We start from the raw sequence: 26,294 nt of genomic DNA, 5'->3' as shown, positions 1-26,294 counted from the left end.
GATCGCGCTACTTCTCGCTTAGGTAAAGTTCCAGTAAGCCGGGAGGCGGCGCTATGGTAACAGTTGCTTTTTCAAAATCGATGTCGCTGACAAATTCTTCTGTAGCAGGAAAGAGCACTTCTTTCTTGTCTTCGGTTGTAATAACCCAGACTTCTGCACCAAGGTTGAACTGAAATCCTGAGATACGGCCAACGATAGAGCCATTTTCCAGTATAACATTCATGCCTTCGAGCTGATGGAGGTACACTTCTTCTTCAGTGAGTTCCGGCAGTTCATCATCAGGAACCAAAACCTTCACATTGCGTAATTCTTCTGCACAGTTTCGGTCACGGCAACTTTCAAGCGTAAGCAATTCCTGCCCTTTGTGAGGGCGGGACGATACAACCTTGTGTTCGACAGGGTTACTTTTGCCTTTTTGAAGCCAGACTGAGCCTTTCAAGAGAAAAGGGGAGTCCGCGAAGTAGTTAACGCAGACTTCCCCTCGCAATCCGTGTGGCTTGACTATCAATCCAATTTCAATGAAATGAGTTTCAGTCATGTGCCCTTAGGACGTTCTATTCAAGGATTTCCAAGACAGAACGTTTCTTGGCTTTTGTGGAGGCGGCGCCGAGGATGGTACGCATTGCCCGGGCAGTGCGGCCTTGTTTACCGATTACCTTGCCAAGGTCTTCTTTTGCAACCTTGAGTTCAAGTACAGATGTCTGTTCACCTTCAACTTCAGTAACGACAACATCGTCAGGGTTGTCCACCAGTGACTTAGCGATATACTCAACTAGATCTTTCAACACGACTCACCTCCACTCGTTGTTCAGCATGATATCAATATTAGCTATCGATGACCTGCTGAGAGAAAGCTGTCAACAGAAAAAGCTACTTAGCTTTCTTGATAAGACCACGAACGGTTGCAGTCGGTTCAGCACCTTCAGCAATCCATTTCTCAATCTTTTCCATGTCGAGCTTGATTTCAGCTGGTTCTACCATAGGGTTATAGTAACCGAGGTACTCAAGAGGACGTCCGTCGCGACGGCTCTGGTTGTTAGCAGCCACCACGCGGTAAAATGCACGCTTCTTGTTGCCCATACGGGTCAGTCTCAACTTAACGGCCATATTGTTGTTCTCCCATTATATTTTGTAATCATATGGTTTTTTTTTAAGAAAGCAATACTGACATGGTTGAGTCAGCGTATTTCTTTATTCAGGATCGTGTTATTTTTTCTTACGACCCAGTTTTTTCTTTTTCTTTTCTTTTTTGCGGGCGTCACGTTTTTTCTGGAGTTCCTTTTTGGTAGGGCCGGAGGAATCATCCATACCCATGCCAGGAAGTCCGCCCATGCCAGGGAGTCCACCCATTCCTGGTAAGCCACCCATGCCAGGCATGCCGCCCATGCCGCCAAGAGCATTCATATCAGGCATTTCGCCGCCACCTAAACCGCCCAATCCTGGAAGTTTAGGGAATTTGCCTTTTTTACCCTTACCGCCACCCATCATTTGTTTCATCATCTGGCGCATTTGCGTGAAGCTTTTGATAAGGTCGTTAACGTCTTTGAGTTTAAGACCACAACCTTTAGCAATACGTTCTTTACGACTCTGATTGATGAGTTGCGGATTGCGGCGTTCCTGATTCGTCATTGAGTTGATAATAGCCTCAATGCGATTCAGTTCGCTGTCCGGAATATTGAGGTCACCAAGTTTGTTCTTAAGTGCACCCATGCCCGGAATCATTTTCAAGATGCTGTCCAGAGAGCCGATTTTTTTCATGCGGCGCATCTGTGTACGGAAATCTTCAAAGTCGAATTCCGCTTTCTGCATCTTGCGAGCCATTTCTTCGGCTTCTTTTTCGCTTACTTCAGCTTGCGCTTTTTCAACGAGCGTAAGCACGTCGCCCATTCCAAGAATGCGACCTGCGATACGGTCCGGATGGAAAATTTCCATCTCAGAAAGTTTTTCACCCATACCGACAAATTTAACGGATTTGCCGGTTACGGATTTAATGGAAAGAGCTGCACCACCACGTGCATCACCATCCATTTTGGTGAGTACTACACCAGAAATTTCAAGTTGTTCGTTGAACGATTCAGCAACAGTTACAGCATCCTGACCGGTCATAGCATCAGCTACGAACAAGATTTCCTGCGGAGTAACATTGCGCTTAATTGTCGCAAGTTCTTCCATCAGCTGTTCGTCTATGTGCAAACGACCTGCGGTATCAATGAGTACGACATCGTATTCCTGCTCTTTTGCTTCAGCAAGAGCGGCGGATGCGATGTCTACCGGATTCATATCCGGCGTAGAGTTGTACGCAGGAATACCGAGCTGTTTTGCCAGTGTTTGTAACTGGTCAATAGCAGCAGGGCGGTAAACGTCAGCCGGAACAAGGAACGGCTTTTTGTTTTGCTTACGCAATAAGTTGGCAAGCTTTGCAGAGGAGGTCGTTTTACCAGACCCCTGCAGACCGACCATCATAATGACTGCCGGTTTTGAACCGGAGATATTCAACTCAGTAGTGTCACCACCAAGCAGTTCAACCAGTTCATCATGTACTATCTTGATTACCTGCTGAGCAGGGTCGACACCTTTCAGTACATCCTGGCCAAGACATTTTTCGCCAACACGGGCGACAAATTCTTTTACGACTTTAAAGTTAACGTCTGCTTCGAGCAGTGCAAGGCGCACTTCTCTCAGGCCAGCCTGTACGTTTTCATCGTTCAAGGTCTTTTGACCACTGAACTTTTCAAATACACCGTTTAATCTGTCAGATAAGGTCTCAAACATCAGCACTCCGCAAGATAGACATAAGAGATGGTTCGTTAAGTGAGATTACGAGATAAGTCAAGTTTAGAATGGCAAATGCCTGAGTGCCGCAACCGGCAAGCGAGGTTTACTGTATTTCATAATAAAAGGAAAGTAGGCATCTTACAGAGTCTGCGCACGGGCTGTGATGATAAAAAAATAATCTTTTGTTTTATATGATTAGGTCAATGGCTATGTGCCTTATTATAAAACGTCGTTTGTTAGTGGTGCAGGCGGTAGGGAGACGTTACCCATGGGTTAGTAGGCACTGATGTCATGGGCAGGCAATAGCTCCTGCAACACATATGTTTTATGTATTGTAGCTGCTTGATAAAATTTAAAGACATCCATTTCAGTGATGAGAGCACAGTCTGGACAGCTTGCACACTCTTCACAGCTATTTTTCCACATTTGCCCTTTGTAAGGAGGAATTTCTTCCTGTCTTCCTTCTAGGAAAATTCCCTGCGCCATTGCAAATTGCCAAAATCCGGAACGTTGATGCTTGTTGCCCGGACTTGCAAAAATTATCGCCAGTGAGTCTTGAATTCGGTCGAATGGTACAGGCTGCATTTCTGTTAGATTTGGTCTTAGTTCGGCGAATTGCACAAAAAGCGAATAGAGTGCCTCTGCGGCTTCCATAAAATCGTCCGGATTATATCGTCGCACCGTTTGAGTCGGATTTGTTGCCGTTTTGTATGACCATGTAAGGTATGGCAGATCAGGGTACGACGCGGCAGCACCGTGCCCAAGGGTTCCCATAAGCTCTTCTTCCGAAATGACTCTGATATTCGGCTGAAGACATTCGAAGCGCTCAAAGAATCGCATCCGGTCTTCTGCAAGGGGGGTAAGTTCGTTTTTGGGCTCCATTATTGTAATGGTAGCTTGGTCTATGTCGTTCTTACGAGAACTCGCACCGGAAAAATTATGATGGGAGAATGTGTCCGCAAGCACGTGCGCGGTTATGCCTATGAGTAGCGGAGCGAATGATTTGTGTGAAAGACCTAGATGGTTGTCGACCATTTCTGCGGCAGTCGCACTGTTTTTTTTACATATGAGCCGTTCAGTGAAAGTATTTCCTAAGCCGCCGGGAAGGAAATGAAAGGGGATCCATATGTTGCGCTGCGCGGTTGATGAGAGGTTTTTAGTATGTTCAAAATGGTGCCCTGTAGCGGTAAGTGTCATCTGTCCACCATCAGAAAAGCGGATGGTACCTGCTGAGGTATTGTCATCAACAAATTGGGAGGCAGTTGCAATTAATTCAGAAGTTTCTCGGTCAAGCCCAGCAACTCGTGCTAAAGTGTATGTCCCGTAATAATGCATATCAACTTGCATTGCCGCTGCTCCCTGAAATTGTTTTCTGCCGATAGGGTTTTCCCTGCTCTGAAAATTGGCAAAGCATATTCTGATTATTTTTAAAGTTCAGTTATAATATTGTAATATGTCTATAACAAAAAAAAGGGTGTGGAGTTTTAGCTCCACACCCTTTGGGCGTTTGGTTGGTTATGCTACGCTTTTAATCGCGCGCTTAAAGCCTTCTGCTGATCGGTTGATGACTTCTTCTTCTACGCAGAATGTGAGGCGGAAGTAGCCCGGCCCACCGAATCCTGTTCCTGGTACTGCAAGAATTTTTTCTTCCATAAGGCGATTGCAGAATGCCACATCGTCTCCCCCCGGTGCTTTAGGGAAGAAGTAAAATGCACCTTTGGGAATATGGAAGTCATACCCTGCATCTGCAAGAACCTTTGCCATGGCGTCACGGCGTTTTTCGTAAATAGAGGGATCGACCTGCGTTTCGAGAGCGGCTTTAAGCATGTGCTGGCCGACAACAGGAGGGTTTACAAAACCGAGAATGCGGTTTGTAAGCATCAGACCATTGATAAGCTGCTGTCGTGAGTCCATGCGCGGCGTTACTGCAATGTAGCCTACCCGTTCTCCTGCCATGGAAAGATTTTTGGAGAAGGATGAGATAACAACTGCGTAATCATACAGAGGCAGGACGCTTGGTACATCAATTCCGTCAAATGCGAGGAAGCGATAAGGTTCGTCAGAAATAAGGAAGATAGGGCGGTTGTTTGATTTATTATGTTTCTCAAGTACCGCAGCAAGCTTCATAATCTCTTCTTTGGTGTACACCGCGCCAGTAGGGTTGTTTGGTGAGTTAATAATAAGGGCGCGTGTATTGGAGGTGATTGCAGCATCAATAGCGTCTATATCCAGTTCAAAAGTGTCCGGCTTGGCCATAACTGTCCGGAATGTTGCCTGATGGTTAGAAGCGTAGAAGCCGTATTCAACAAAGAAAGGCGCAACTGCAAGAACTTCGTCTCCCGGTTCCATTACTGCGCGAAAAAATGCATTCATGGCACCGGCCGCGCCGCAGGTGAGCACGGTATCGTCAGCGGTCAGCTCAACCCCTTGTTCTTTCTTGATCAGATCGGCAATGATCTGGCGCGCCCATGGAAAACCGCCGTTTGGCATATAGCCAAAGGTGAATGGTGCTGAGGTCTCTTTTGCAAGGTCGTGAAGAATTTCGCCTACCATTGCAGGTGTCGGAACGTCCGGGTTGCCAAGGCTGAAGTCGCATACTGCATCTTCACCGTATTGTTTTTTCAGAGCAATTCCGGATTCAAACATTTTTCTGATCCATGAAGAGTTTTCCATGAATCCGGTAATTTGGGAGGAAAGAAGTTGCATGAGATACCTCGTAGAAATGTATCGAACTTTATAGATTGATGATAAATCCCTGCGCTGCCGTGCACCTTCATAAACTAACTTGTTTCAGTTTAAGTAGTTTGAGTTGCAAGTGCTATAAAGGGGGCACAGCGAAGCGTTGTCTTAATTTGTCTGAAGTGATGTTTTCAGCAGGATATTTACTAAATTGTTATTCGAAAATTGATAGGCAATCTTGAGGCAAGTGTCCAGTTTCTGAACATAAAAAAACGCCGCACTAGTAAGGTGCGGCGTTTTTTTATTTTAAAATGGTTCAGCTTCCATGCGGAGTCTGTTCCGTTTGTTCACTGCAAACTGTCTGTTGACTTCTGCAATGTTTTTTTGCTGACGATTTTCATGAATTTCGCTGGCGTGAAAGATTCCCTTAGATGGATCTTCCGATGTGACCAGTTCGCGGAATGCATCTTCGATAGCCTGAAGTTCGCTATCGTATTGCTTAATCAGCGTTTCGACCTCTTGAATTGTTGTCGGCAAAGACTCTACGTCTTTTTGGCTTGTCTCCACTCATTTCCTCCCTGGGCTTACGAACCATACTCGGTTCTGGAAGTGTGTTGTAGAACATCCAGAATGTAGGCATCAGATCAGTAATGCTGCCTGGGTTAGCAAGCTGGAGCGGGCGGTTTATGAACGCAAGCTGTCCAAGTGCCATGGTCCAGAAAGCATCAGGGCTTGTCCACACTTTAGCGTGAGGAATGTCCGCATTAGGATGCACTTTATCATCGTCAAGAAGCATGTTGGCCTGTGCTGCAAAGCTTTCGATAACTTCAAGAGAGGTGGCAGCAGGAGCAGCAGGAAGTTTGACAGGGCTTTTTGTGGATGCAGCTTTGATACAGGTCAGTGCCATAGCTAGCGGGAAGTAGCTTTCAGGCAGGTTTTGTATGTCTACTGGATCGGTTGAATGACCGCGTTCTGGCTTAACTGTAACTATGCTGTCAGGTTTAACCGTTACAGTGAGGCCAACAGACTGGAGCAGGGAAACAACGGCTTCGCCCTCAGCTGTGTCTTTAGGCCATGTTCCGCGCAGGGTTACTTTACCGCCTGCGAATGCAGGGTAGGCAAGAAGGCTTGCACAGATTGTTGGATCCATAGTGATCGCAGGGTATACTGGAAAATCTGGTTCTTCTGGAAGAACTGTAAGGTTGGTACCTTCAAGTACATACTCTATGCCGGCAGATTCGAAGATAGGAGTAACAATAGCAAGAGCATTGGTTGTAGCTTCGTTCTGAGAAAGATCGAGAGTAACTCTCATGCCCCATGTTGTTGCAGCTACCAGAGTGGCAACGATTGCCTTTTCGGAAAGTGTTTCCGGAATAACAACAGTTTCCGGAATAACTCCGGAGCACTCAAGACGTACAGGTAAGCCGTTGGAGCGAGGTACAACGTGTGCGATACGTGCACCAAGCTGTGGTAGAAAGTTGCGGAACGCGGAAAGATCTGCATCCTTCAGAGTAGAGCCACCAGTCAGCTTGAGGATGCCATGGTTGGCAGCAGCCTGAAGTGCAAGAAGGTAAACGTTGAATTCGCTGTTTCCGGCAAAGATAACTTTGTCTGCAAAATCCAATGCCTTGGATTCTTTGCAGTAGAGGTCATTACCTTTCCAGCTTAGACGTGCTCCAGCTTGGTTAAAGGCTTTAACAATATCAGATACAGGATGAGCAGTGGAGATTCCGGTCAGGTTGCATTCAACGCCGTTAGCAGCAGCGAGAGCAATCCATATTTGAGTCGGATTCAATGCAGCAGGGCCTGTAATGTCAACATTTACGGGCTGTGTATTAGGTGCAAGGCCGAAGCTGGTCTGGTCTTCAGCGTCGTCACGGGAGATAAACTCAATATCTTGTAGCAGGGTGAATATCTGGTGGACGAGACGAGGGTCTCTGCTGAATTTTGTGGCAGATTCTTCCCATGCCAGACGAATTTGCTTTTCATTTGAAATAGAGTCAGTACCCGCACCTTCTTTTTTGCGACGGCGGGTTTTTTTGAGAAGCTTTGATCGGCGAGCCAACAGTTTTAAAAGCTCAAGATCAAGTTCAGAAATTTCTTCAACTAGGGTCATATTTTTTTTCATTAGAATGTAGCCTTACTTTGTGGGTATGGCGTTCCCCTAGCCTGAAACAGCTAGAGTCGCAAGTGGAAATCTGGCTTTCTTGTAAAAAGTCTTGTTTGGAGAAATGTATCATAAAAAAAGAGGAGGTGCGTTTTATATAGCAATATGTGTATCTGGACTAAGAGAGAGCAGGCTCGTGGTATGTAATGATGGTGATATTCAGATGAACTAAAATTTAATGTGCCAATTTTCACAATCAAATTAACAAAGCAAATAAAAGTATAAACTGTGAATGTGTGAACAAACAGTACGAATGGTAGTTAAGTGTGGAATTTATGTTAATATGCTGAAAATATGGATAATATTAAAAAATACCGTAATGCTGAAGATGAGCAAGTGAAAAAAAGTATAAAGTTCCTTCTGAATTGCTTGCAACATCCTGCCAATAATTGTAAATGTCTTGTGTCCATTTGGCATGTGCCAACTGGGTAAGTTTTTTGTTTTTTGATAGAGTGATAGTAAAAACAGCTTGTTATGGAAAAAGAAAGAGTCTTTGTGAAAAAAACACACAAGAGGCTTGACCTTCTCTCTAAAGCTTTGTTAGAACTTTCACAAGCGATACGGAAAGCGCCCGCATCGCTGTCTCCCCCTGATTCGGTGGAGCCTGAATGAGGCAGGAATAGTTTCCTGCTTTATCGACTCCATCGAGTGGTGGACCCCATCGTGGGAAAAAAGCTTTTTAGGTAAACCCCTTAATCGTTGTGTTGGAGGATTAGGTATGCCGACATATGTAGACCCGTCCAAGTGTGATGGCTGCAAAGGTGGCGAGAAAACCGCTTGCATGTACATCTGCCCCAACGACCTCATGATTCTCGATGCAGATGAAATGAAGGCCTTCAATCAGGAGCCAGAAGCATGTTGGGAATGCTACTCCTGTGTTAAAATTTGTCCTCAGGGCGCAATCACAGCACGTCCATATGCTGACTTTGCACCACTTGGTGGCACTTGTATCCCAATGCGTTCCGCAGATTCTATCATGTGGACCGTTAAGTTCCGTAACGGTAATGTTAAACGCTTTAAATTCCCAATCCGTACTACTCCAGAAGGCTCTATTAAGCCTTTCGAAGGTAAGCCGGAACCAGCTGACCTCGATAGCGAATTCCTCTTCACTGAGACAGAACTCGCTACTCCAATCGAAGCTATGGGCCAGAAGTTTGAAGTTGCAGAAGCTGACATCACCATGGTCACAAAGGCATCTGCTGTTTAATTTTTACGGAATTTATTCCTAAGGAGATATTATCATGCCGATGATTCCCGTTAAGGAACAACCACGAGGCGTTGCGATTGCTGAACCTGCAATCGTAGAACATGATGTTGATATCCTCATGGTTGGCGGTGGTATGGGTAACACTGGTGCAGCATTTGAAGCCGTACGTTGGGCTGAAAAATACGCACCTGAGCTGAAAATTCTGCTCGTTGATAAAGCTGCTCTCGAACGTTCCGGTGCTGTTGCACAGGGTCTTTCTGCAATTAACACCTACCTTGGTGATAACACTGCAGACGACTACGTTCGTATGGTTCGTACTGACCTCATGGGTCTCGTACGTGAAGACCTTATCTTCGACCTTGGTCGTCACGTTGATGACTCCGTTCACCTCTTTGAAGAGTGGGGCCTTCCTTGCTGGATCAAAGACGAGAACAACAAGAACCTCGACGGCGCTGCTGCTAAAGCTGCTGGCAAGTCTCTCCGTAACGGTGATGCTCCAGTTCGCTCCGGTCGCTGGCAGATGATGATCAACGGTGAAGCATACAAATGCATCGTTGCTGAAGCTGCTAAAAACGCACTCGGTGAAGACCGTATCCAGGAACGTATTTTCATCGTTAAGCTTCTTCTCGACGCTAACGAAGAAAACCGCATCGCTGGTGCAGTAGGCTTTAACCTTCGTGATAACGAAGTACACGTTTACCGTACCAATGCTATGGTTGTAGCATGTGGTGGTGCTGTTAACGTTTACAAGCCTCGCTCAACTGGTGAAGGCATGGGTCGTGCATGGTACCCAGTATGGAACGCAGGTTCCACTTACACCATGTGTGCTCAGGTTGGCGCAGAAATGACCATGATGGAAAACCGCTTCGTACCAGCTCGTTTTAAAGATGGTTACGGTCCGGTTGGCGCATGGTTCCTTCTCTTCAAAGCTAAAGCAACTAACTTCCGCGGCGAAGACTACTGTGAAACTAACCGCGCAATGCTTAAGCCTTACGAAGATCGCGGCTACGCTAAAGGTCATGTTATCCCAACATGTCTGCGTAACCACATGATGCTCCGTGAAATGCGTGAAGGTCGTGGTCCTATTTACATGGATACCAAGACTGCACTGCAGACCACTTTCGAATCTCTTTCTCCTGCTGAACAGAAACACCTTGAGTCTGAAGCATGGGAAGATTTCCTCGATATGTGTGTTGGCCAGGCTAACCTCTGGGCTGCAATGAACATTCAGCCTGAAGAAACTGGTTCTGAAATCATGCCAACCGAGCCGTACCTTCTTGGTTCTCACTCCGGTTGTTGTGGTATCTGGGCTTCCGGTCCAGACGAAGAATGGGTTCCTGAAGACTACAAAGTACGCGCAGCTAACGGCAAAGTATACAACCGTATGACTTCCGTTATGGGCCTCTGGACTTGTGCTGACGGTGTTGGTGCATCTGGTCACAAGTTCTCCTCTGGTTCACATGCTGAAGGCCGTATCTGTGGTAAACAGATGGTACGCTGGTGCATCGACCACAAAGACTACAAACCTGCAGTTGCTGAAAACTCCAAAGATCTTGCGGACCTCATTTACCGTCCGTACAGAAACTACGAAGCTGGCAAAGCAGTTTCCACTGACCCAGTAGTTAACCCAGAGTACATCTCTCCTAAGAACTTCATGATGCGCCTGGTTAAAGCTACTGACGAATATGGTGGCGGTTGTAGCACATACTACACCACTTCTGAAGCAGCTCTCGCAACTGGTTTCCACTTGCTTGACATGCTCGAAGAAGATTCCCTCAAACTGGCTGCTCGTGACCTTCACGAACTCCTCCGTTGTTGGGAAAACTACCATCGTCTCTGGACTGTACGTCTTCACATGCAGCACATCGCATTCCGTACTGAAACCCGTTACCCTGGTTTCTACTACCGTGCTGACTTCATGGGTCTTGACGACGCAAAATGGAAGTGCTTCTGTAACTCCAAATACGATCCGAAGACTGGTGAAACCACCATCTTCAAGAAGCCTTACTACCAGATCATCCCTACTGCATAATCTGTAGAGCTTCTTACTGAACGTCCGGGGCGGTTGCGGGACACCGCAATCGCCCCTTTTTCTTCCCTTATCAATTCGGTCTAAGCTGAGACAGTAAGTGTTCTCAACTTATTGTCTGTGCTTAGGCCGTTTTGACTATAGGCCCGAAACAATTGTAGGGAGGATTGCTAAATGTCGAACTCCATACTCGTCGTCGGAGGCGGATTCAGCGGCCTTACTGCCGCCCTTGAAGCTGCTGAGCTCGGCTACGAAGTGTACATCGTTGAGAAATCACCGTTTCTCGGCGGCAGAGTGGCACAGCTGAATAAATATTTTCCAAAGCTCTGCCCTCCATCCTGTGGATTGGAGATTCAGTTCCAGCGTATTAAAAAGAATCCAAATGTTAAGTTTTTAACAATGGCAACTGTGGATTCTGTTGAAGGTGAATCTGGAAACTTTACTGTTAAAGTTTCTATCGCACCTCGCTGTACTGCTCCAAGCAGTGCTGACCTTGGTGAACTTGCTTCTTCACTTGAAAGTGAAGTTGCGGATGAGTTCAACCTTGGACTCGCAACCCGAAAACCACTTTACATGGACACGCCTTTTGCGTTCCCGAACCGTTATGTTCTGGAACCAAAAAAATTGAGCAGTGCTGACGCTATTAAAGTCGGTGCTTCTGAATCGTGTGACCTTAATGAAGCTCCTAAAGAGATTGAACTCTCTGTTGGCAGCATCATTCTTGCTACCGGTTGGAAACCATATGATGTTACCAACCTGACCAACCTTGGTGCAGGCCAGATTACCAACTGTATTTCAAATATGCAGATGGAACGCCTTGCTTCTCCTAACGGTCCAACTGATGGCGCTATTGCTCGTCCTTCTGACGGAAAAGCACCAGAAAAGATCGCTTTTGTACAGTGTGCAGGTTCTCGTGATCAGAACCACTTAGGTTTCTGTTCTTACATCTGCTGCATGGCTTCTCTTAAACAGGCTCTGTATGTTCGTGAACAGTACCCAGATGCTGACGTTACTATTTACTACATTGATATGCGTACTCCTGGTCGTTATGACAAGTTTATGCGCAAAGCTGTTGCCGATGAGAAATTACATCTCGTTAAAGGTAAAGTAGCTGGTGTAGAAGAAGACGTTGCAACTGGTGATGTCATTGTTGAAGTTGAAGATGCTGTTAAAGGCCACAAAGCTAAAATTCGTCACGACATGGTAGTTCTCGCTACTGGTATGCAGCCAAGCCTTGCTGGCGCAGCTAACCCGTTCGGGGTTACCCTTGATGATGAAGGCTTTGTTGTTGATGGCGAAGCAAAAGGCATCTTTTCTGCTGGTTGTGCTCAAAAGCCTCTGGATGTTATGCGCACAGCTCAGTCTGGTACTAGTGCTGCGCTTAAAGCAATCCAGACGGTTCGTGGGAGGTAGGTAGAATGGCCGAAAAAATTGGCGTATATTTTGACCAGTCTGCACTTGGCATCATTGATGCTGAAGAGCTTAGCACTGGCGTATCTAACAAGTTTGGCGATGCCTGCCCTGTCGTAAAAGTTTTTCCTGTGCTTGCTGTAGCCAGTGCACGTGAAGAAATTAAAAAAGACATTGTTGAGCATGGGTTGGACGGGATCGCGATCTGTGGTTCTTCCCCTCGCGTCGACTGGGATATCTACGAGTTTGAGAACGTTATTGTAGAGCGTATTAACCTGCGCGAACAATGTGCAATGTCGTACAAAAACCCGGACGGAACCATCCCTGCTGCTGGCAGTACTGCTCCTGAACTGCTTATGGCCATGGCTAAAGACTACGTGACCATGGGTATTATCAAGCTTCAGAAAACTGCAGTCCCGAAGCCTCCTGAGTTTGAATCCGTTAAAACGATTCTTGTTCTCGGTGGTGGTTGGGCAGGTCTTACCGCAGCGAAACAGGCTGCTGATTACGGCTACAATGTAATTCTTGTGGAAAAAGATGCACAGCTCGGTGGTAAAGCACTGAACATGCTCAAAACAGTTCCTCTTGAATTCCCGTATGAAGAAGCTCACGAGACTGGTCTCGAAGCAAAAATTGAAGAAGTAACAAGCAACGGGAATGTTAAGGTAATTCTTAACGCAACTGTTGAAAAGCTCGCTGGTACCCCTGGTCAGTATACTGCACAGGTTGCAGGTCAGGAATACAGCGTAGGCGCAGTTGTTCTTGCTGCTGGTTGGAAGCCGATGGATAACGAACTGCTCGCTCCATTTGGCTACGGCAGCATGCCGAACGTTGTTACCTCTGCTGAATATGAAAAGCTTGCTAAAGAAGGCAAACTTGACGCTAAGCGTGTTGCATTTATCGTGAATACCGAGTCTGTAACAGGCGGTGATATCTACGCAGCACCAGAAGAAGTTGAAAATACTGAATCTGAAGAGAAAACTGAAGGGTACGTGCATGACGACTTAGAATCTGTACGTCACCTTGCTTACTCAAGCTACGTAAACTCCATGATTGCTCTTAAGCACGCAAACTACCTTTGCGATGCTCATGAAGATGCACGTGCATACGTTTTGTATGACTCCATGGTAGTTCCTGGTATTCATGAGCGTTACTACAAAGCTGCGCAGGATCGCCTTGGCATCATGATGTCTAAGGCTGATATCAAAGGCATTACAGAGGAAGACGGCTCTCTTGTAGTTTCTGCAGGCAACACTCTCATGGGTGAAGATGTAGAAATTCCTGTAGACATGGTTGTTCTTCCTACCGGTATCGTTCCAGCTACTGCGAAAGATCCGGTAATGAACTTTGAGTACCGTCAGGGTCCTGCATTCCCTGATCTTGATCTCTTCGACGGTTTTGCAGATTCTAACTACATCTGCTTCCCATATGAAACTCGTCGTACCGGCGTTTATGCTGCAGGTTGTGTTCGTCAGCCAATGATGATGGATGCTGTAGAAGAAGACGCAATCGGTGCCACCATGAAAGCTATTCAGTGTGTTGAATCAGCTAACCGTGGTGTTGCTGTTCATCCTCGTTCCGGTGACCTTAGCTACCCTGTATTCAACTTTGTTCGTTGTACACAGTGTAAGCGTTGCACCGAAGAGTGTCCGTTTGGCGCTCTTGACGATGATGAAAAAGGTACTCCGCTTCCTAACTTCAGCCGCTGTCGCCGCTGTGGTACCTGTATGGGTGCTTGTCCGGAACGTGTTATCTCCTTCGATAACTACAACATTGACCAGATCGGTTCTATGATCCGTGAAATCAATGTACCGGATGACATGGAAGAGGGCGGCCCACGCGTTCTGATTCTTGCATGTGAAAACGACGCATACCCAGCACTCGACATGGCTGCAATTCGTGGCAAGTCATGGAGCCCGTATGTACGTATTATTCCTGTACGTTGTCTTGGCTCTGTAAATGCCATCTGGGTTGCTGATGCAATGTCCAAAGGTATTGACGGCGTTATGCTGCTCGGTTGTAAATACGGTGATGATTACCAGTGCCACTTTGTAAAAGGCTCTGAGATTTGTAACCGCCGTAAAGACAACATTGCTGAAACTCTGGAACGCCTTGGTGTAGAACCTGACCGCGTAGAACAGTATGAAGTTGCAATTGACGAGTACGACAAGGTACCTGGCATGATTGACAGCTTTATGGACATGGTCTTCGAGAAAGGTCCTAACCCATTCAAGGGCTACTAGGAGGAGATGGAAAATGGCTCAAAGAATCGAACCTGATCTTCAGTTTGTAAAAGAGTTGCAAGCTGTTGGTGGGGACTCGCTGAAAAAGTGCTACCAGTGCGCCACATGCAGCGTAGCCTGCCCCATCTCTCCAGCAAGCAATCCTTACCCTCGTAAGGAGATGGTTTGGGCTTCATGGGGGCTTAAAGACAAGCTTCTGAATAACCCGGACATCTGGCTTTGTCACAACTGTGGTACTTGTTCCGACATGTGCCCACGTGGTGCAAAACCGGGCGATCTTCTTTCTGCTCTGCGTAATATGGCATACCAGCGCATCAATCCGATGCCTGTAATCGGTAAATGGCTTTCCAGCCCTAAGTACCTGATTAACCTTATTGCTATTCCTGCAATCCTTTGGGCCGTTATCTGGTTCATTCGTGCAGGGCAGATCGGTTCCTTCTTCCCAGAAGGCGAGATTGTTTATGGCAAGCTTTTCCCTGGTGATTTCACCATTGACCCTATTTTCATGATCACCTTCTTCGGAATGGTGGGCATATTCTTCAAGGGTGCCAAGAATATCTTGGCAACATTTAAGCCGGAAGGCGAAGTTCTCGTACTTGGTAAACAAAAATCCATGGTTCGTTGCTTCATTGATGTCCTTATTGAAGAAGTTGCAACACACAAGAAGTTCAAAGATTGTGGCGATGACAAGTCCGACCGTAAAACTGGTCACTTGCTTGTATTCTACGCATTCCTTGCACTGATGGTAGTAACCGGACTGATTGCTGTATCCCACTGGGGTGGCAAACTTATCCCGATGATTGGTATCCTGCATACACCGCTTCATTTGCTTAACCCTGTTAAGCTTGTGGCTAACCTCGGTGCTATTGCTTTGATCGTTGGTATGGCTATTCTTACCAACACTCGTCGTGGTAAAGATCCGGAAAAAACCAAGTCTAATTACTATGACTGGTATTTGTTGAATGTCATCTGGGCAGTCGCTCTGACAGGCGTATTATCCGAGCTCTTCCGCTTGGCCGCTATCCCCCAGATTGCGTACTCCGTGTACTACGTCCACTTGGTAGCTGTATGGATGCTCTTCGCGTACTTGCCTTGGTCTAAGCTTGGCCACGTTGTGTACCGTACCATCGCGCTCACCTATGTACGTCACATGGGACGCCAATAAGAAACGACTATGTGCCTGCTTAAGCGGGCACACTTCTTAAAACAAGAAAAGACCATTACGAAAACAAATCTTTCCTTGATAATAGGAGGCCCCAATGTCTGATGAAGCTCGTAGAGTTTTCAAAATGGAAACAATCCTCGGTTTGATCGCTGGAAAAGGCGGCACCGATGTTTCTGATTTACTTTGCTACCTCACCCAGCGTGAACTTTCCGCTGAAGAAGAAGGTGTAGTAGCTCCAATGTCTAAAGGCTGGCTGTACAGCATGGAACCTCGTTTCATGCAGTGCTGTTACGAAGAAGGCGAACCATTTGATGCATGGACTAAGAAACAGGCATCTAAGCTGGGCAGCAACGTTTCTGTTGAGCCGATTCCAGCTGCTGATATGGCAAGCATTTCTATCGTTCTCGATAAATTAGCAGGCGCTAAAGCTACCGTTGCAGAACAAGCTGCTGCAATCGAAGGCCTCCAGGCTAACGTAGCTGAGTTTGAGCCATTTAAAGCTCAGGCTGCTGATCTTGAGAAAAAAGTTGAAGATCTTACTGGCAAGCTTGAAGCTGCTCAGACAGATCTCGCAAAAGCTAAGAAAGAACTCAAAACTTTCGAAGGCAAAGTTGCAATCAACGAAACTGAAGTTGAATCTTCTGTTAAAGACATCGTTTCCCGCGCAGTTAAGGATGCTCTTGCATCTCTTCCTGCTGGTGCAGCCGTTGCTGCAGCAGACGGTGCAGAAGCAGCTCCTGAAGAAGCTCCTGCTGAATCTGCTGGCAGTTCCGTACCGGATGATTTCGGTTTCGGTGCTTCTGGCAATGATGACAGTGGATTTGGTTTCTAAGCATAGCTCAGCTTTATTCCATCCAGTTAGAAAGCCCAACTGCTTGCAGTTGGGCTTTTTTATGTCTGAATGTGATAGCGTGACACCGCACAGAGCAGATATCAGTTCTACTGCCAGTTAGCTGTTTGCAAGTAACTGTAGCTGTTCGTTGATTTTACTGGCTTTGCTTAAGCGCTTCATCTCGTACATAGAGGCATCAGCAGCTTTCAGTAGGTCTGTGATGGTATTGCCATCTTCTGGGTACTGGCTGATGCCCGCACTGGCGGAAATAGTATGAGTGGTTCCAGCAAGAATAATGGGCTTCTCAATGGCATCCAAAAGTCCCTTAGTGATCTTAGAAAGTATATTTTTACTGTCCACGCCATTAAGAATAACAATGAATTCATCACCACCAAGCCGGGCTGTGAAATCAACTTTGCGGCAATTGGCTACAAGCCGTTGGGCAATAATTTTGAGAACCTTATCGCCAGTATGGTGCCCGTGATTATCGTTTATTGGTTTGAAGTTATTCAAATCAATGAAAACAACCGCAAATGCTGAATTGGTTTTGGTACCAAGTAAGCTGTTCAGATATCCCTCTAAGGCATTTCGGTTGGAAATTTCTGTTGTGCTATCAATTGTCGCACAGCGCTTCAATTCAATTTCTGATTGCTTTTTTTGAGTAATGTCAGAAACAATGCTTTCAATGGATTTGAGATTTCCGTGAGCGTCAAATTTACCATTGGAGCTGATAGTCATCCATCCTGTTGTCCCATTTTTTCGAACAAATTCAAAATCGTAGCCGATAACTGTTTTTTTCTCATGTATCATTTGTAAATATTCAAGACGTTGTTCTGGATTTCTCCATATTACTTCAGTGTTCGGTACCAGTTCTAGCAGCTGTTTCGGTGAGTTGTATCCAAACATTGTAGCCAGCGCAGGGTTAACTGCTGTTAGTCTACCATCAGATTGTATTGTAGCAATGCCTTCAGCGGCATTCCAGAACAGATTTTTATATCGTCTTGTTGTATCTCGTAAATCTTGCTCAATTTGTTTGCGATGAGTGATGTCGGTAGCTACACCGACTAGCCCAAATATTTGGCCATTTCTTTTTTTAAGCGAACGTCTCTGAACTTCAAAATGACGAAATTCATCATTTATCGTAGTTGAAAATTCAGTTTGAAAGATCGATGTGTTTGCCTGCCGGGGCCGTGTGTCTTCAGGCTCCTTTAACGTCTGCTTAATAAAGTCAGTGGCAGCATGAAAATCATATATTTCGAAAGGATCATTGTCTGCATCACCAAACGTGTCGTTAAAGGCTTTGTTTGTAAAAGGGGATTGTTCGTTTGTGTTGCGCACAAAAACCGGAACAGGAAGTGCGTTAAGTATGTTTTGCAGGAAGATGTTTTGATCTTCGATTTGCTGGTAGATGTTAAAATGTTTTGTGATGTCAATAATCATCGCTTCAACATCGCCGTTTTCATATTTTTCTGCAGTAATAAGAGTCTTAATAAGAGAGTCGTTAACACTGCATGTTGCAGGGTAGTTTTTGACTCTTTTATGGAGATTAAGTTCTTTTGATAAACCTTCTCTGGATTCATCTGAAAGAAACTGCTTATGCAGGAACTTGTTATGTCCTGAATTGGCAGTTTCTTTTATGCCCAGCAGGTCTCTACCAGTTTTATTGATAGCTTTTATTATACCGGTATCTAAGTTGAAACGAATTGCAATGATTGCACCAGAACTATAAAGACTGGAACGAAATTGCGGTGTAAAACTATCTGTTTCTTTTGGTGTGACAATTCCTTTGCCTAATAATCCATATACCCATGTTGGCTTCTTGTGACTTATAAAAAAGAACGCAAGAAAAAGTACTGCACATGTATACAGTAGCAGCGCTAGAATAAAAATATAGGGATTCTGGGTAGATGGCATTTAAAGCTCTCTAACTTGCAGTGGTAAATATAACTAACTGGCGCAACTACATATTTTTGTAGTTGCGCCAGTTGTAATATAGAAGAAAAGGTTTTTGCTGGTACTAATCTTTATCAGTCAAATTGAAATCAACCTTAATTTTGTAGAGTGCTGTTGCTGGCAGATTTAAGATTTCGATGCCGGTTTTTTCAGTAATCTCTGACAGGGTGCTCACAACAGCATCCCAGCTAGGTCCGATAAAAGTAAACCAGATGTTGAACTTGTGGTCACGCAGGTAGTTGTGGGTAACCCCTGTATGTGCGTTAACTTCAGCAATAAATGACTCAAGTTGATCGGAAGGAACTTTTGCTGCACATAAGGTAGAGTGCCAGCCAAGTCCTTTGGAGTTAAAGTTTGCACCAAAGCGTCTGATTATTTTACGTTCTTTTAAAGAACGCACGGTCGCCAGTACTTCAGCTTCAGTAAGATCTACCTGCTCGCCGATAACTTCATACGGGCGTGGGGCAATCGGAAAACCGGATTGAATAATGGTCAGAACTTTACGATCAGTGCTGCTCAGTGCAGATTCCAGTTGTTTATCCATTTCGACCTCGATGATATAGGCAGTTACAGGCTGAATTATTTATGACGGCGAGGTGTGTAGCTGCACAATGGTTCTTCTGCCATATGTGAACCTTTCATGGAGTACCCGCGTGCACGGCAGCCACCGCATACGTTGTGGTATTCACATACACCGCATTTTCCGTCGTATTCTTCTTTTGTACGGAACTGACGGAAGTGTTCAGACTTACGCCAGATTTCTGGAAACGGAGTTTCTTTAACCTGTCCACAGTCAAGTTCCAGATAGCCGCATGGCTGAACCTGACCTGTATGGGAAATAAAGCAGAAACCGGTGCCGCCAAGGCAACCTCGGGTGAATGCGTCCATGCCGAAGTTCTCAGCGTTGACAGCAAGCCCTTCTTCTTTCGCCCGTTGGCGCATGATGCGGTAGTAGTGTGGGGCGCACGTTGCTTTGAGGTGCATATCTGTGGTTTTGCGGAAGTCGTAGAACCAGTTAAGTACTTCTTCGTATTCTTCTGCTGTAATAACTTCTGCACCCATCTGTGCTGCGCGACCGGTCGGAACCAGCAGAAATATGTGCCAGGCAACTGCACCAAGGTCTTCACACAGGTGGAATATCTGCTTGAAATACGGAAGGTTCTGACGGGTCACAGTGGTGTTGATCTGGAACTCAATACCGGCCTCTTTCAGGTACTCAATGCCGCGCAAGGACATATCAAATGCCCCTTCTACACCGCGAAAATCATCGTGGAATTCTGCACTTGGGCCGTCAATAGAGATAGAGCAGCGTTGTACACCGGAGTCTTTCATCTTCTGGGCGGTCTCAGGGGTGATAAGTGTTCCGTTAGGAGACATAACACAGCGCAGCCCTTTTTCTGTTGCGTACGCAACAAGCTCATATACATCCGTACGCATCATCGGGTCGCCACCGGTGAATATGATGATCGGATTACCAACGCTTGGGAAGGTGTCGATCAATGCTTTTGCTTCGTCAGTATCAAGCTCACCCGGATACGGTTCTTCATGTGCTTCAGCACGACAATGTTTACAGGCAAGGTTACAGGAACGGGTTACTTCCCATGCAATAAGTTTGCAGGAAGGGGAGCCGTCTTCTAGGGTGCGGGCCATAGACCCTGAAAGTCCATTTGCATGTGGATGTCCTCCGGGGTGTCCCGCTGACACACCCTCTGGATGTCCTTTAGGCATTTCTGGATGTCCTGCATGCTGTGTTGCTTTTGCTGGGCGGTTCTGTGGAGGCAGCCCTGTATCAAGGATAGCCTCTTTGTGTGCATGCATATGATCAAGCGGTGCTTTTTCAGCAATGCGACCAATATCTTTGGAAGCACAACCGCAGAGAGATTCTTTTTTATCAGACATATTATCGTACCAGTCCGCGTTTAATAACGTCTTCGGCAAAATAGGTGATGATGAGGTCGGCACCTGCACGTTTGATGGCAATAAGTGATTCCATTGTAACTGCGTCAAGGTCAATCCAGCCGTTTTGTGCTGCTGCCATGATTATGGAGTACTCACCACTTACCTGATAGGCAGCCAGCGGCAAGTCAAAACCGTCACGAAGCATACGGATAATGTCAAGGTATGCACCTGCTGGTTTTACCATAAGGAAATCAGCTTCTTCCAGAACATCTGCTGCAGCTTCGCGAAGTGCTTCACGGCTGTTAGCAGGATCCATCTGGTAACTTTTGCGGTCTCCGCTTTGTGGAGTGGACTCTGCAGCATCACGGAATGGACCATAGAATGCAGAGGCGTACTTAACAGCGTAGGACATAATAGGAAGGTTTACAAAGCCCTCTGCATCCAGAGCTTCACGCAGAGCCTGAACACGGCCGTCCATCATGTCGGAAGGTGCAACAATATCAGCACCGGCTTTTGCGTGAGATATTGCAACACGTTGAAGAAGTTCAAGTGTCGAGTCGTTCGCAACGGTTACGTCATCATTTATTTTCTGAAGGATACCGCAGTGACCATGGTCTGTGTATTCACAGAGACATACGTCAGTAATTACAACAAGTTCAGGATGGCGGGATTTTGCCAGACGTACCGCGCGTTGCACGATACCGTCATCCGCATATCCTTCAGAGCCTGTTGCGTCTTTACATTTAGGAATACCAAACAGGATGATGGAGCGAAGACCGGCTGCAACTGCTTCAGCAAGCTGTTTTTCAAATTCGTCCAGAGAAAGCTGGAATTGTCCGGGCATGGAAGGAATTTCTTTGCGGAACGTAGAATCGTCTGTATCTACAATGAAATATGGCATAATCAGGTCTTGCGCTGTAACAAGATTTTCACTCACAAGAGCGCGTAAGGCTGCTGTATTGCGAAGACGTCGTCCTCTGAAGAAGTCTGCCATTGAATCCTCCTGATCGTTAAGGATCGGTTCATATCTGTTTCAGCAGGAGATGTGAAAAGAAGTTGATGGAACCAACGAGCTACAAAAGCATAGCTGGCTGTGCTGCTGAAAAACGTTGTATAAAAGGGCTCCCGCTCTTCCAGAGCGGAACAGCGGGAGCCGGTAGAATCATAATTGAGCGGGGGCTGCTATTCAGGACGAATTTCGTCGTCGGTGAGGTAGCATGCTGGATCCTGTGCCCACTCGTCGCCGTATACGGCTTCTGCACGAGCACGGAAGTTACCGCCACAGATGTTGAGGAAGCGGCATTTAGCGCAGCGGCCACCAACATGCTGTTTTTTGTCTTTCATTTTGGCAAGAAGTTCGATGTCCATGTCATCCCAGATTTCGGAGAACGGACGTTCGAGAACGTTACCAAATACTTTTTCTCTCCAGAACTGGTCCGGGTGAACGCTGCCGTCCCAGCTGATGCAACCGATACCGCGACCGGAGCTGTTACCTTCGTTGAACTGGAGCAGTTCAAATACTTCTTTTGCACGTACTGGGTCTTCACGCAGCATGCGCATCCATACGTATGGACCATCTGCATGGTTATCTACGGTAAGAACTTCTTTTGGGTAACCTGCATCGTGAAGTTTTTTGGTTTCATCCATGATGAGATCAACAACGTCACGGGTTGCCTGATGGTCAAGGTCTTCTTTAATGATCTCGGAACCACGGCCTGAGTACACAAGGTGGTACAGACAGATACGCGGGATATCCATATCTTTAAGAAGCTGGAAAACTTTTGGAATTTCAGGGGCATTCTGTTTGTTGATAGTGAGACGCAAGCCCACTTTGAGGCCTTCGGCTTTACAGTTCTCAATACCTTCGAGTGCTTTTTTGAATGCATTTGGAACACCGCGGAATTTGTTGTGCACTTCTTCCATACCGTCGAGAGAGATACCGACGTAGGAAAGGCCAACTTCTTTAAGTTCGCGTGCTTTTTCTTTCGTAATAAGGGTGCCGTTTGTAGAAATAACAGCACGCATACCTTTATCGGTTGCATGCTTAGCAAGTTCTACAAGGTCCTTGCGGACGAGTGGTTCGCCACCGGAGAAAAGCATTACAGGTGCGCCGTACTGGGCGAGATCATCAATAATCTCTTTCCCTTTTTCTGTACTGATGAGATCCTTATGCTTGTCAGGATCAACAGCATGAGCGTAACAGTGAACACATTTGAGGTTACAGCGCTGGGTCATATTCCATACGACAACAGGCTTTTTATCTTTTGAGAACTGCAGCAGGTGGGAAGGAAGTTTGCCAGAGTCCCTGCCGTAACGCAGCGCGTCGGAAGGTTCAACCTGACCACAGTAAAGTTTTGAAATGCCTATCATTACGACTCCTTATAATATGAAAAGGCGTGAAGCCTTCTGACCCAAAGCGAGACTCAACGAGCCTCAGTAGAAAAAACAAAAAAGGGAAAGGCTCCCTTTGAAACAACATATGTAAAATTTGCTGAAGTGTGAACGTACAGCGAACGTGCGATGCAGCTTTTCCTTACCAAACTACCTCGCACAGGGCAAAGAATTTCCTAAGTCTCAAATACAATCAAACTTTTTCGTGTGATATAGAACTGTTAAAGTAGGAAAGCCAGTCTTTGCATTAAGCAAAAGATAACGGTAAAGGTAGAAAAATGCGGACGAGATAGCGTAATGGCACGTATCCACAGTAGGAATTTTTTTGCTAGTAGTAATTAGTACTGGTTTAAAGTTTCTATACCGCATAATGTTAATATGTGCTAGCTCATGTCGTGTTTACGTCATTTTTACAATTTACTTCATAAATATATGCTAGTTACATACTTGAAACCATATGTGAGTCCTACGAAGTTTTTTTCATCACAGCAGACAGAAAAGGTGCCATGGCGGAATGTAATGTTTGCGGTTTTAACTCTGATGAGTGTTCCGCTTGTCCGGATCGGGCTTGGAAACCTTGTCGGTATATTCTGTGAAAAATATTTCGCTCCTTATACTGTCATTTTTGCATTTTCATTGTGGCAGACTCCGGTCGAAGTCATTTTGCAGCAGGTGATGCTTGTTCCCCTTTATGTCTTCAGCTTATTTTGGGTTGCTATTTTTTTGCACAGCCTTTTGTGGATGGCCCGTGGTAAAAATGCATCTTATGCTGCAACATTACGTTGTGTGTGCTATACTGCACCATGTTTGTATTTAAGCGTTTTCCCGTACTCGGGAACATTGACCGCTGTAATTTATTCTTCAATTTTTTTGGGATATAGCTTGAAAGCGATGCATTGTACGGAATGGCGCAAGGTGTTACCAGTTGTTGCCATGTTTTTTCCCGTGCTCTTCATCATGTGCAACATGCTCTTTCCCTAATGTAAGAATTTGTATATTGCTTTGATGCAGATTATGCATCTTTGATTTATTGTAGTGCTCTGGCTTTGTTGTGCCTACAGCCGGAAGTAGTGTAACTATATAAGGATAGAATATGGAAATCCGTTGTCCAGAGTGCGGGTATGCGCGCAATGTAAACCCAAACTCAGTTTCTGCCGATTTGACTGTCGCAACTTGTCCCAAATGCGGTGCCAAATTTCGTTTCCGTTTAGCCGACGAGCAATCCCCTGACTTTATTTTAGGGCAGGATGAACAGGGATCTGCACAGACACCAGATGCAGATGAAACCTCTGGGGAATCCAGAAGGCCCGTTCGTCCAGAAGATTTGTATCCACCTTCCATGCACGGAAGCAGGCTTCCCGAGCAGGAAGATTCTTCAGAAGATGAATTTTGGAAGATAGACGATTCGCAGAACTCATCCCGGCAGGAAGACCCTTTGCGGATGGTCTATTCAGATGGTAATTCTCTGGATGGAATGCCGAATGATGTCCCGTGGGCAGACGTAAAGGAACTTGGCTTTTTCCCCGCCATTGTCGCGACGATAAAAGGTGTCCTTTTAAAGCCCTCACTTTTCTTCGAAATTATGAGTAAAGATGGGAAGTTTTCTATTCCGTTCAGTTACTTTATTCTTATTTCCTTGGTGTCCGTTCTTGTAGAAACTGTTTGGCAGAGCATTTTTGGTAACCCTCTTATCCCGGCAGAAGCCGCAGGTCCGCTTTCTCTTAATGAACTTTTTTCTATTATGTTCATTAGTCCGCTTATTCTTGTGATTTATTTGTTTATGACAGGAGCCGTACTTCATGGAGTGCTTAAGTTAACCGGCGCCGCTAAAGGTCGGCTTGGAGTAACTCTTAGAGTGCTCTGCTATGCTTCAACTGCGGATCTTCTTTCCATAGTGCCCGTAGTAGGGCCATTAGTAGGTGGAGTATGGAAGTTGGTGATCATTGTAAAGGGACTGAAAAGCGCACACGGCACAACCTATACCCGGGTTCTACCACCGGTAATCGTTTTGGTACTAGTGCTAGTGTTATTTGTGGTTTATAGTTTGAAATCACAGGGTATTATGTAATACCATGCTGGTGTATCCTATCGCCACCCAAGGGTATTGGTTAGAGTCAGTCACGCCCCGACTTTTGGGGAGTGAGATGTCCGATTTTAAGAGGGTTGGTTCATGCTTATAACATGTCCTGAGTGTCAGTTTGCTCGAAATATAAATACAGGCTCAATTCCGTCCAAGGCACAGCTTGCCACCTGTCCACGATGTAAAACAAAATTTCGATTCCGCATTTTGCACGAAGAAGAGCAGCATGTTGGGGATAGTTCTGAAGACGTATCAGCAGAGGCACAGGTTGGCGAAGCTGCTTTTTTGAAGAAAGCTGCCGGTGACAGTCTGCAAACTGAGACGAGCATTGAAGACGATTACATTGAGTCGGCAATGGTCGCGGCAATGCAGGAAGAAATTGAAGAACTGCTGAAAGCTGAGGAGGAAGAAGACGGTGAAGTGTCACAAGCTGATAATGCGAAGCTTCGGGAAACCGTCAGAGAGCTGACTGAAGAAGATGTTGATGTACCGGCAGTAAGCGTTGAGTTGCCGTCTACACCCTTGGACAGCCCTTCCGAAGAGAATCCAGAAGCTGAAACGGCTACGTCAGAAAAGCCAACGTCATTTATAAAGCGTTCTGCCTCGGCTCAGGCTTTGAGAGAACGAGGTGTTATTTCCATTGATGTCGCGGAAGCGGAGGAAGAGGCTGTAAAACGCTATGAACAGGCGCAAGAGTCCAGCGTGATAGAAACTGCTTCTGCGCATATCGTTTCTGAAACAGAGATTGAAGCCGATATTTGGGATGCTATTGCTGCCATGGGTGATGAGCCTGAATGCACGGAGTCTTTTGTTCCCGGGTGCGGAGCACAAGTGCATATTATTCCATGGGAAGATTCTCGTCTGAGCAGTTTTGGGCGGGTTTGGAGTACCTTTGGCGGTCTGGTCATGCATCCGGTTTGCTTTTGGCGCGGTGTAAATGCTAAGCCTCAGGTTGTGCTTCCCATGCTGTTTTCGCTTTTTATGGTTGTGCTTTCATGTGCTGCGATAGTTTTATGGGGACAGGTGCTAACCGCGAACTCGGGAGAACTAGCTGCTTTAATACAAGAAATAATGCCGCATCAAAACTTTATTCCTGTAACATTTATGTGGTCTGATCTTGCTCCAGCGATGATGATGTTTGGTAGTAGCCTAATGCTGCTGCCGCTTGCTTTCGGGGCTGTTACCACGGTAGGGGCAAAGCTTTTAGGTTGTGAGCCTGTTCCCTTTAGTACGGGTGTAAAAACAGTAGCGTATAGTAGTGGTGCGTTTTGCTGGTTGTTGATTCCTGTACTGGGCGCAGTTATTTCTCTTATATATCTTCCATTGTTGTATGTTAGCGGCATTCGGTCTGGTTATAATTTGTCAATAGTTAAATCAGTTGTACTGGTAGGAATAGTAATTCTATTATTTGCAGCTTCAATGCTTATTGCAGTAGCTGCAGGAGTTACATTTATGTAGCATAAG

Annotated in this window: 21 protein-coding genes; 8 read left to right on the top strand and 13 right to left on the bottom strand. The window is 45.9% G+C overall.

The window, feature by feature from the left end:
- Window positions 1–7: 7 nt before the first annotated feature.
- The 8 genes from rimM to F461_RS0106500 form a co-directional block, all read right to left on the bottom strand.
- Window positions 8–538, bottom strand: a complete 531-nt coding sequence (gene rimM, locus F461_RS0106535) for a ribosome maturation factor RimM (RefSeq protein WP_020000351.1) — start codon at window positions 536–538, stop codon at window positions 8–10.
- A gap of 16 nt (window positions 539–554) precedes the next feature.
- Window positions 555–788, bottom strand: coding sequence for a KH domain-containing protein (locus tag F461_RS0106530; protein ID WP_020000350.1), 234 nt, complete (start codon window positions 786–788; stop codon window positions 555–557).
- An 82-nt stretch (window positions 789–870) separates the two neighbouring features.
- Window positions 871–1,107: a 30S ribosomal protein S16 gene (gene rpsP, locus F461_RS0106525; RefSeq protein WP_020000349.1), complete on the bottom strand. Its 237-nt coding sequence runs from the start codon at window positions 1,105–1,107 to the stop codon at window positions 871–873.
- 99 nt (window positions 1,108–1,206) lie between these two features.
- Window positions 1,207–2,772 carry a signal recognition particle protein gene (gene ffh / locus F461_RS0106520; protein WP_020000348.1) on the bottom strand — a complete coding sequence of 522 codons (1,566 nt, stop codon included), beginning with the start codon at window positions 2,770–2,772 and terminating at the stop codon, window positions 1,207–1,209.
- Window positions 2,773–3,048: 276 nt separating this feature from the next.
- Entirely contained in the window at window positions 3,049–4,122 is a 1,074-nt protein-coding gene (locus F461_RS0106515) for a DUF6765 family protein (RefSeq protein ID WP_020000347.1), read from the bottom strand.
- A gap of 168 nt (window positions 4,123–4,290) precedes the next feature.
- On the bottom strand, window positions 4,291–5,481 hold the full coding sequence (locus F461_RS0106510; protein WP_020000346.1) for a pyridoxal phosphate-dependent aminotransferase: 1,191 nt from the start codon (window positions 5,479–5,481) through the stop codon (window positions 4,291–4,293).
- Between the two features lie 279 nt (window positions 5,482–5,760).
- Window positions 5,761–6,021: a hypothetical protein gene (locus F461_RS0106505; protein ID WP_143154790.1), complete on the bottom strand. Its 261-nt coding sequence runs from the start codon at window positions 6,019–6,021 to the stop codon at window positions 5,761–5,763.
- Complete coding sequence (locus F461_RS0106500) at window positions 5,954–7,570, bottom strand: 3-phosphoshikimate 1-carboxyvinyltransferase (protein ID WP_162139288.1); 1,617 nt, start codon at window positions 7,568–7,570, stop codon at window positions 5,954–5,956. Before F461_RS0106500 ends, F461_RS0106505 begins: the two co-directional genes overlap by 68 nt.
- A 769-nt stretch (window positions 7,571–8,339) precedes the next feature.
- Between F461_RS0106500 and aprB the strand changes: the two genes are divergently transcribed.
- From aprB to F461_RS0106470, 6 genes are all read left to right on the top strand, one after another.
- Window positions 8,340–8,828 carry an adenylyl-sulfate reductase subunit beta gene (aprB, locus tag F461_RS0106495; protein WP_020000343.1) on the top strand — a complete coding sequence of 163 codons (489 nt, stop codon included), beginning with the start codon at window positions 8,340–8,342 and terminating at the stop codon, window positions 8,826–8,828.
- 34 nt (window positions 8,829–8,862) lie between these two features.
- Window positions 8,863–10,860, top strand: a complete 1,998-nt coding sequence (gene aprA / locus F461_RS0106490; protein ID WP_020000342.1) for an adenylyl-sulfate reductase subunit alpha — start codon at window positions 8,863–8,865, stop codon at window positions 10,858–10,860.
- Window positions 10,861–11,031: 171 nt separating this feature from the next.
- Complete coding sequence (locus F461_RS0106485; RefSeq protein ID WP_020000341.1) at window positions 11,032–12,270, top strand: CoB--CoM heterodisulfide reductase iron-sulfur subunit A family protein; 1,239 nt, start codon at window positions 11,032–11,034, stop codon at window positions 12,268–12,270.
- Between the two features lie 5 nt (window positions 12,271–12,275).
- Window positions 12,276–14,510, top strand: a complete 2,235-nt coding sequence (locus F461_RS0106480; protein WP_020000340.1) for a hydrogenase iron-sulfur subunit — start codon at window positions 12,276–12,278, stop codon at window positions 14,508–14,510.
- Window positions 14,511–14,523: 13 nt separating this feature from the next.
- Window positions 14,524–15,675: a quinone-interacting membrane-bound oxidoreductase complex subunit QmoC gene (gene qmoC, locus F461_RS0106475; RefSeq protein WP_020000339.1), complete on the top strand. Its 1,152-nt coding sequence runs from the start codon at window positions 14,524–14,526 to the stop codon at window positions 15,673–15,675.
- A 94-nt stretch (window positions 15,676–15,769) separates the two neighbouring features.
- Window positions 15,770–16,507, top strand: a complete 738-nt coding sequence (locus F461_RS0106470) for a hypothetical protein (RefSeq protein WP_020000338.1) — start codon at window positions 15,770–15,772, stop codon at window positions 16,505–16,507.
- Window positions 16,508–16,624: 117 nt separating this feature from the next.
- On the opposite strand, the gene F461_RS18565 is transcribed toward F461_RS0106470, so the two are convergent.
- From F461_RS18565 to ahbC, 5 genes are all read right to left on the bottom strand, one after another.
- On the bottom strand, window positions 16,625–18,421 hold the full coding sequence (locus tag F461_RS18565) for a sensor domain-containing diguanylate cyclase (protein WP_020000337.1): 1,797 nt from the start codon (window positions 18,419–18,421) through the stop codon (window positions 16,625–16,627).
- Between the two features lie 103 nt (window positions 18,422–18,524).
- A complete protein-coding gene (gene ahbA, locus F461_RS0106460; RefSeq protein ID WP_020000336.1) occupies window positions 18,525–19,004 on the bottom strand; it encodes a siroheme decarboxylase subunit alpha in 480 nt (159 codons plus the stop codon).
- A 35-nt stretch (window positions 19,005–19,039) separates the two neighbouring features.
- On the bottom strand, window positions 19,040–20,188 hold the full coding sequence (ahbD, locus tag F461_RS0106455) for a heme b synthase (RefSeq protein ID WP_034606229.1): 1,149 nt from the start codon (window positions 20,186–20,188) through the stop codon (window positions 19,040–19,042).
- A 172-nt stretch (window positions 20,189–20,360) separates the two neighbouring features.
- A complete protein-coding gene (gene hemB / locus F461_RS0106450) occupies window positions 20,361–21,353 on the bottom strand; it encodes a porphobilinogen synthase (protein WP_020000334.1) in 993 nt (330 codons plus the stop codon).
- 188 nt (window positions 21,354–21,541) lie between these two features.
- On the bottom strand, window positions 21,542–22,729 hold the full coding sequence (ahbC, locus tag F461_RS0106445) for a 12,18-didecarboxysiroheme deacetylase (RefSeq protein ID WP_020000333.1): 1,188 nt from the start codon (window positions 22,727–22,729) through the stop codon (window positions 21,542–21,544).
- 1,114 nt (window positions 22,730–23,843) lie between these two features.
- On the opposite strand from ahbC, the gene F461_RS0106435 reads away from it, so the two are divergent.
- On the top strand, window positions 23,844–24,818 hold the full coding sequence (locus F461_RS0106435; RefSeq protein ID WP_020000331.1) for a YIP1 family protein: 975 nt from the start codon (window positions 23,844–23,846) through the stop codon (window positions 24,816–24,818).
- A gap of 102 nt (window positions 24,819–24,920) precedes the next feature.
- Window positions 24,921–26,288, top strand: coding sequence for a zinc-ribbon domain-containing protein (locus F461_RS0106430; protein WP_020000330.1), 1,368 nt, complete (start codon window positions 24,921–24,923; stop codon window positions 26,286–26,288).
- The last annotated feature ends 6 nt before the right edge of the window (window positions 26,289–26,294 follow it).

The sequence above is a fragment of the Halodesulfovibrio aestuarii DSM 17919 = ATCC 29578 genome, from assembly GCF_000384815.1.
Classification (GTDB): Bacteria; Desulfobacterota; Desulfovibrionia; order Desulfovibrionales; family Desulfovibrionaceae; genus Halodesulfovibrio; species Halodesulfovibrio aestuarii.
Note: the sequence above shows the minus strand (reverse complement) of the source record. Positions and strands in the feature narration are given on the sequence as shown.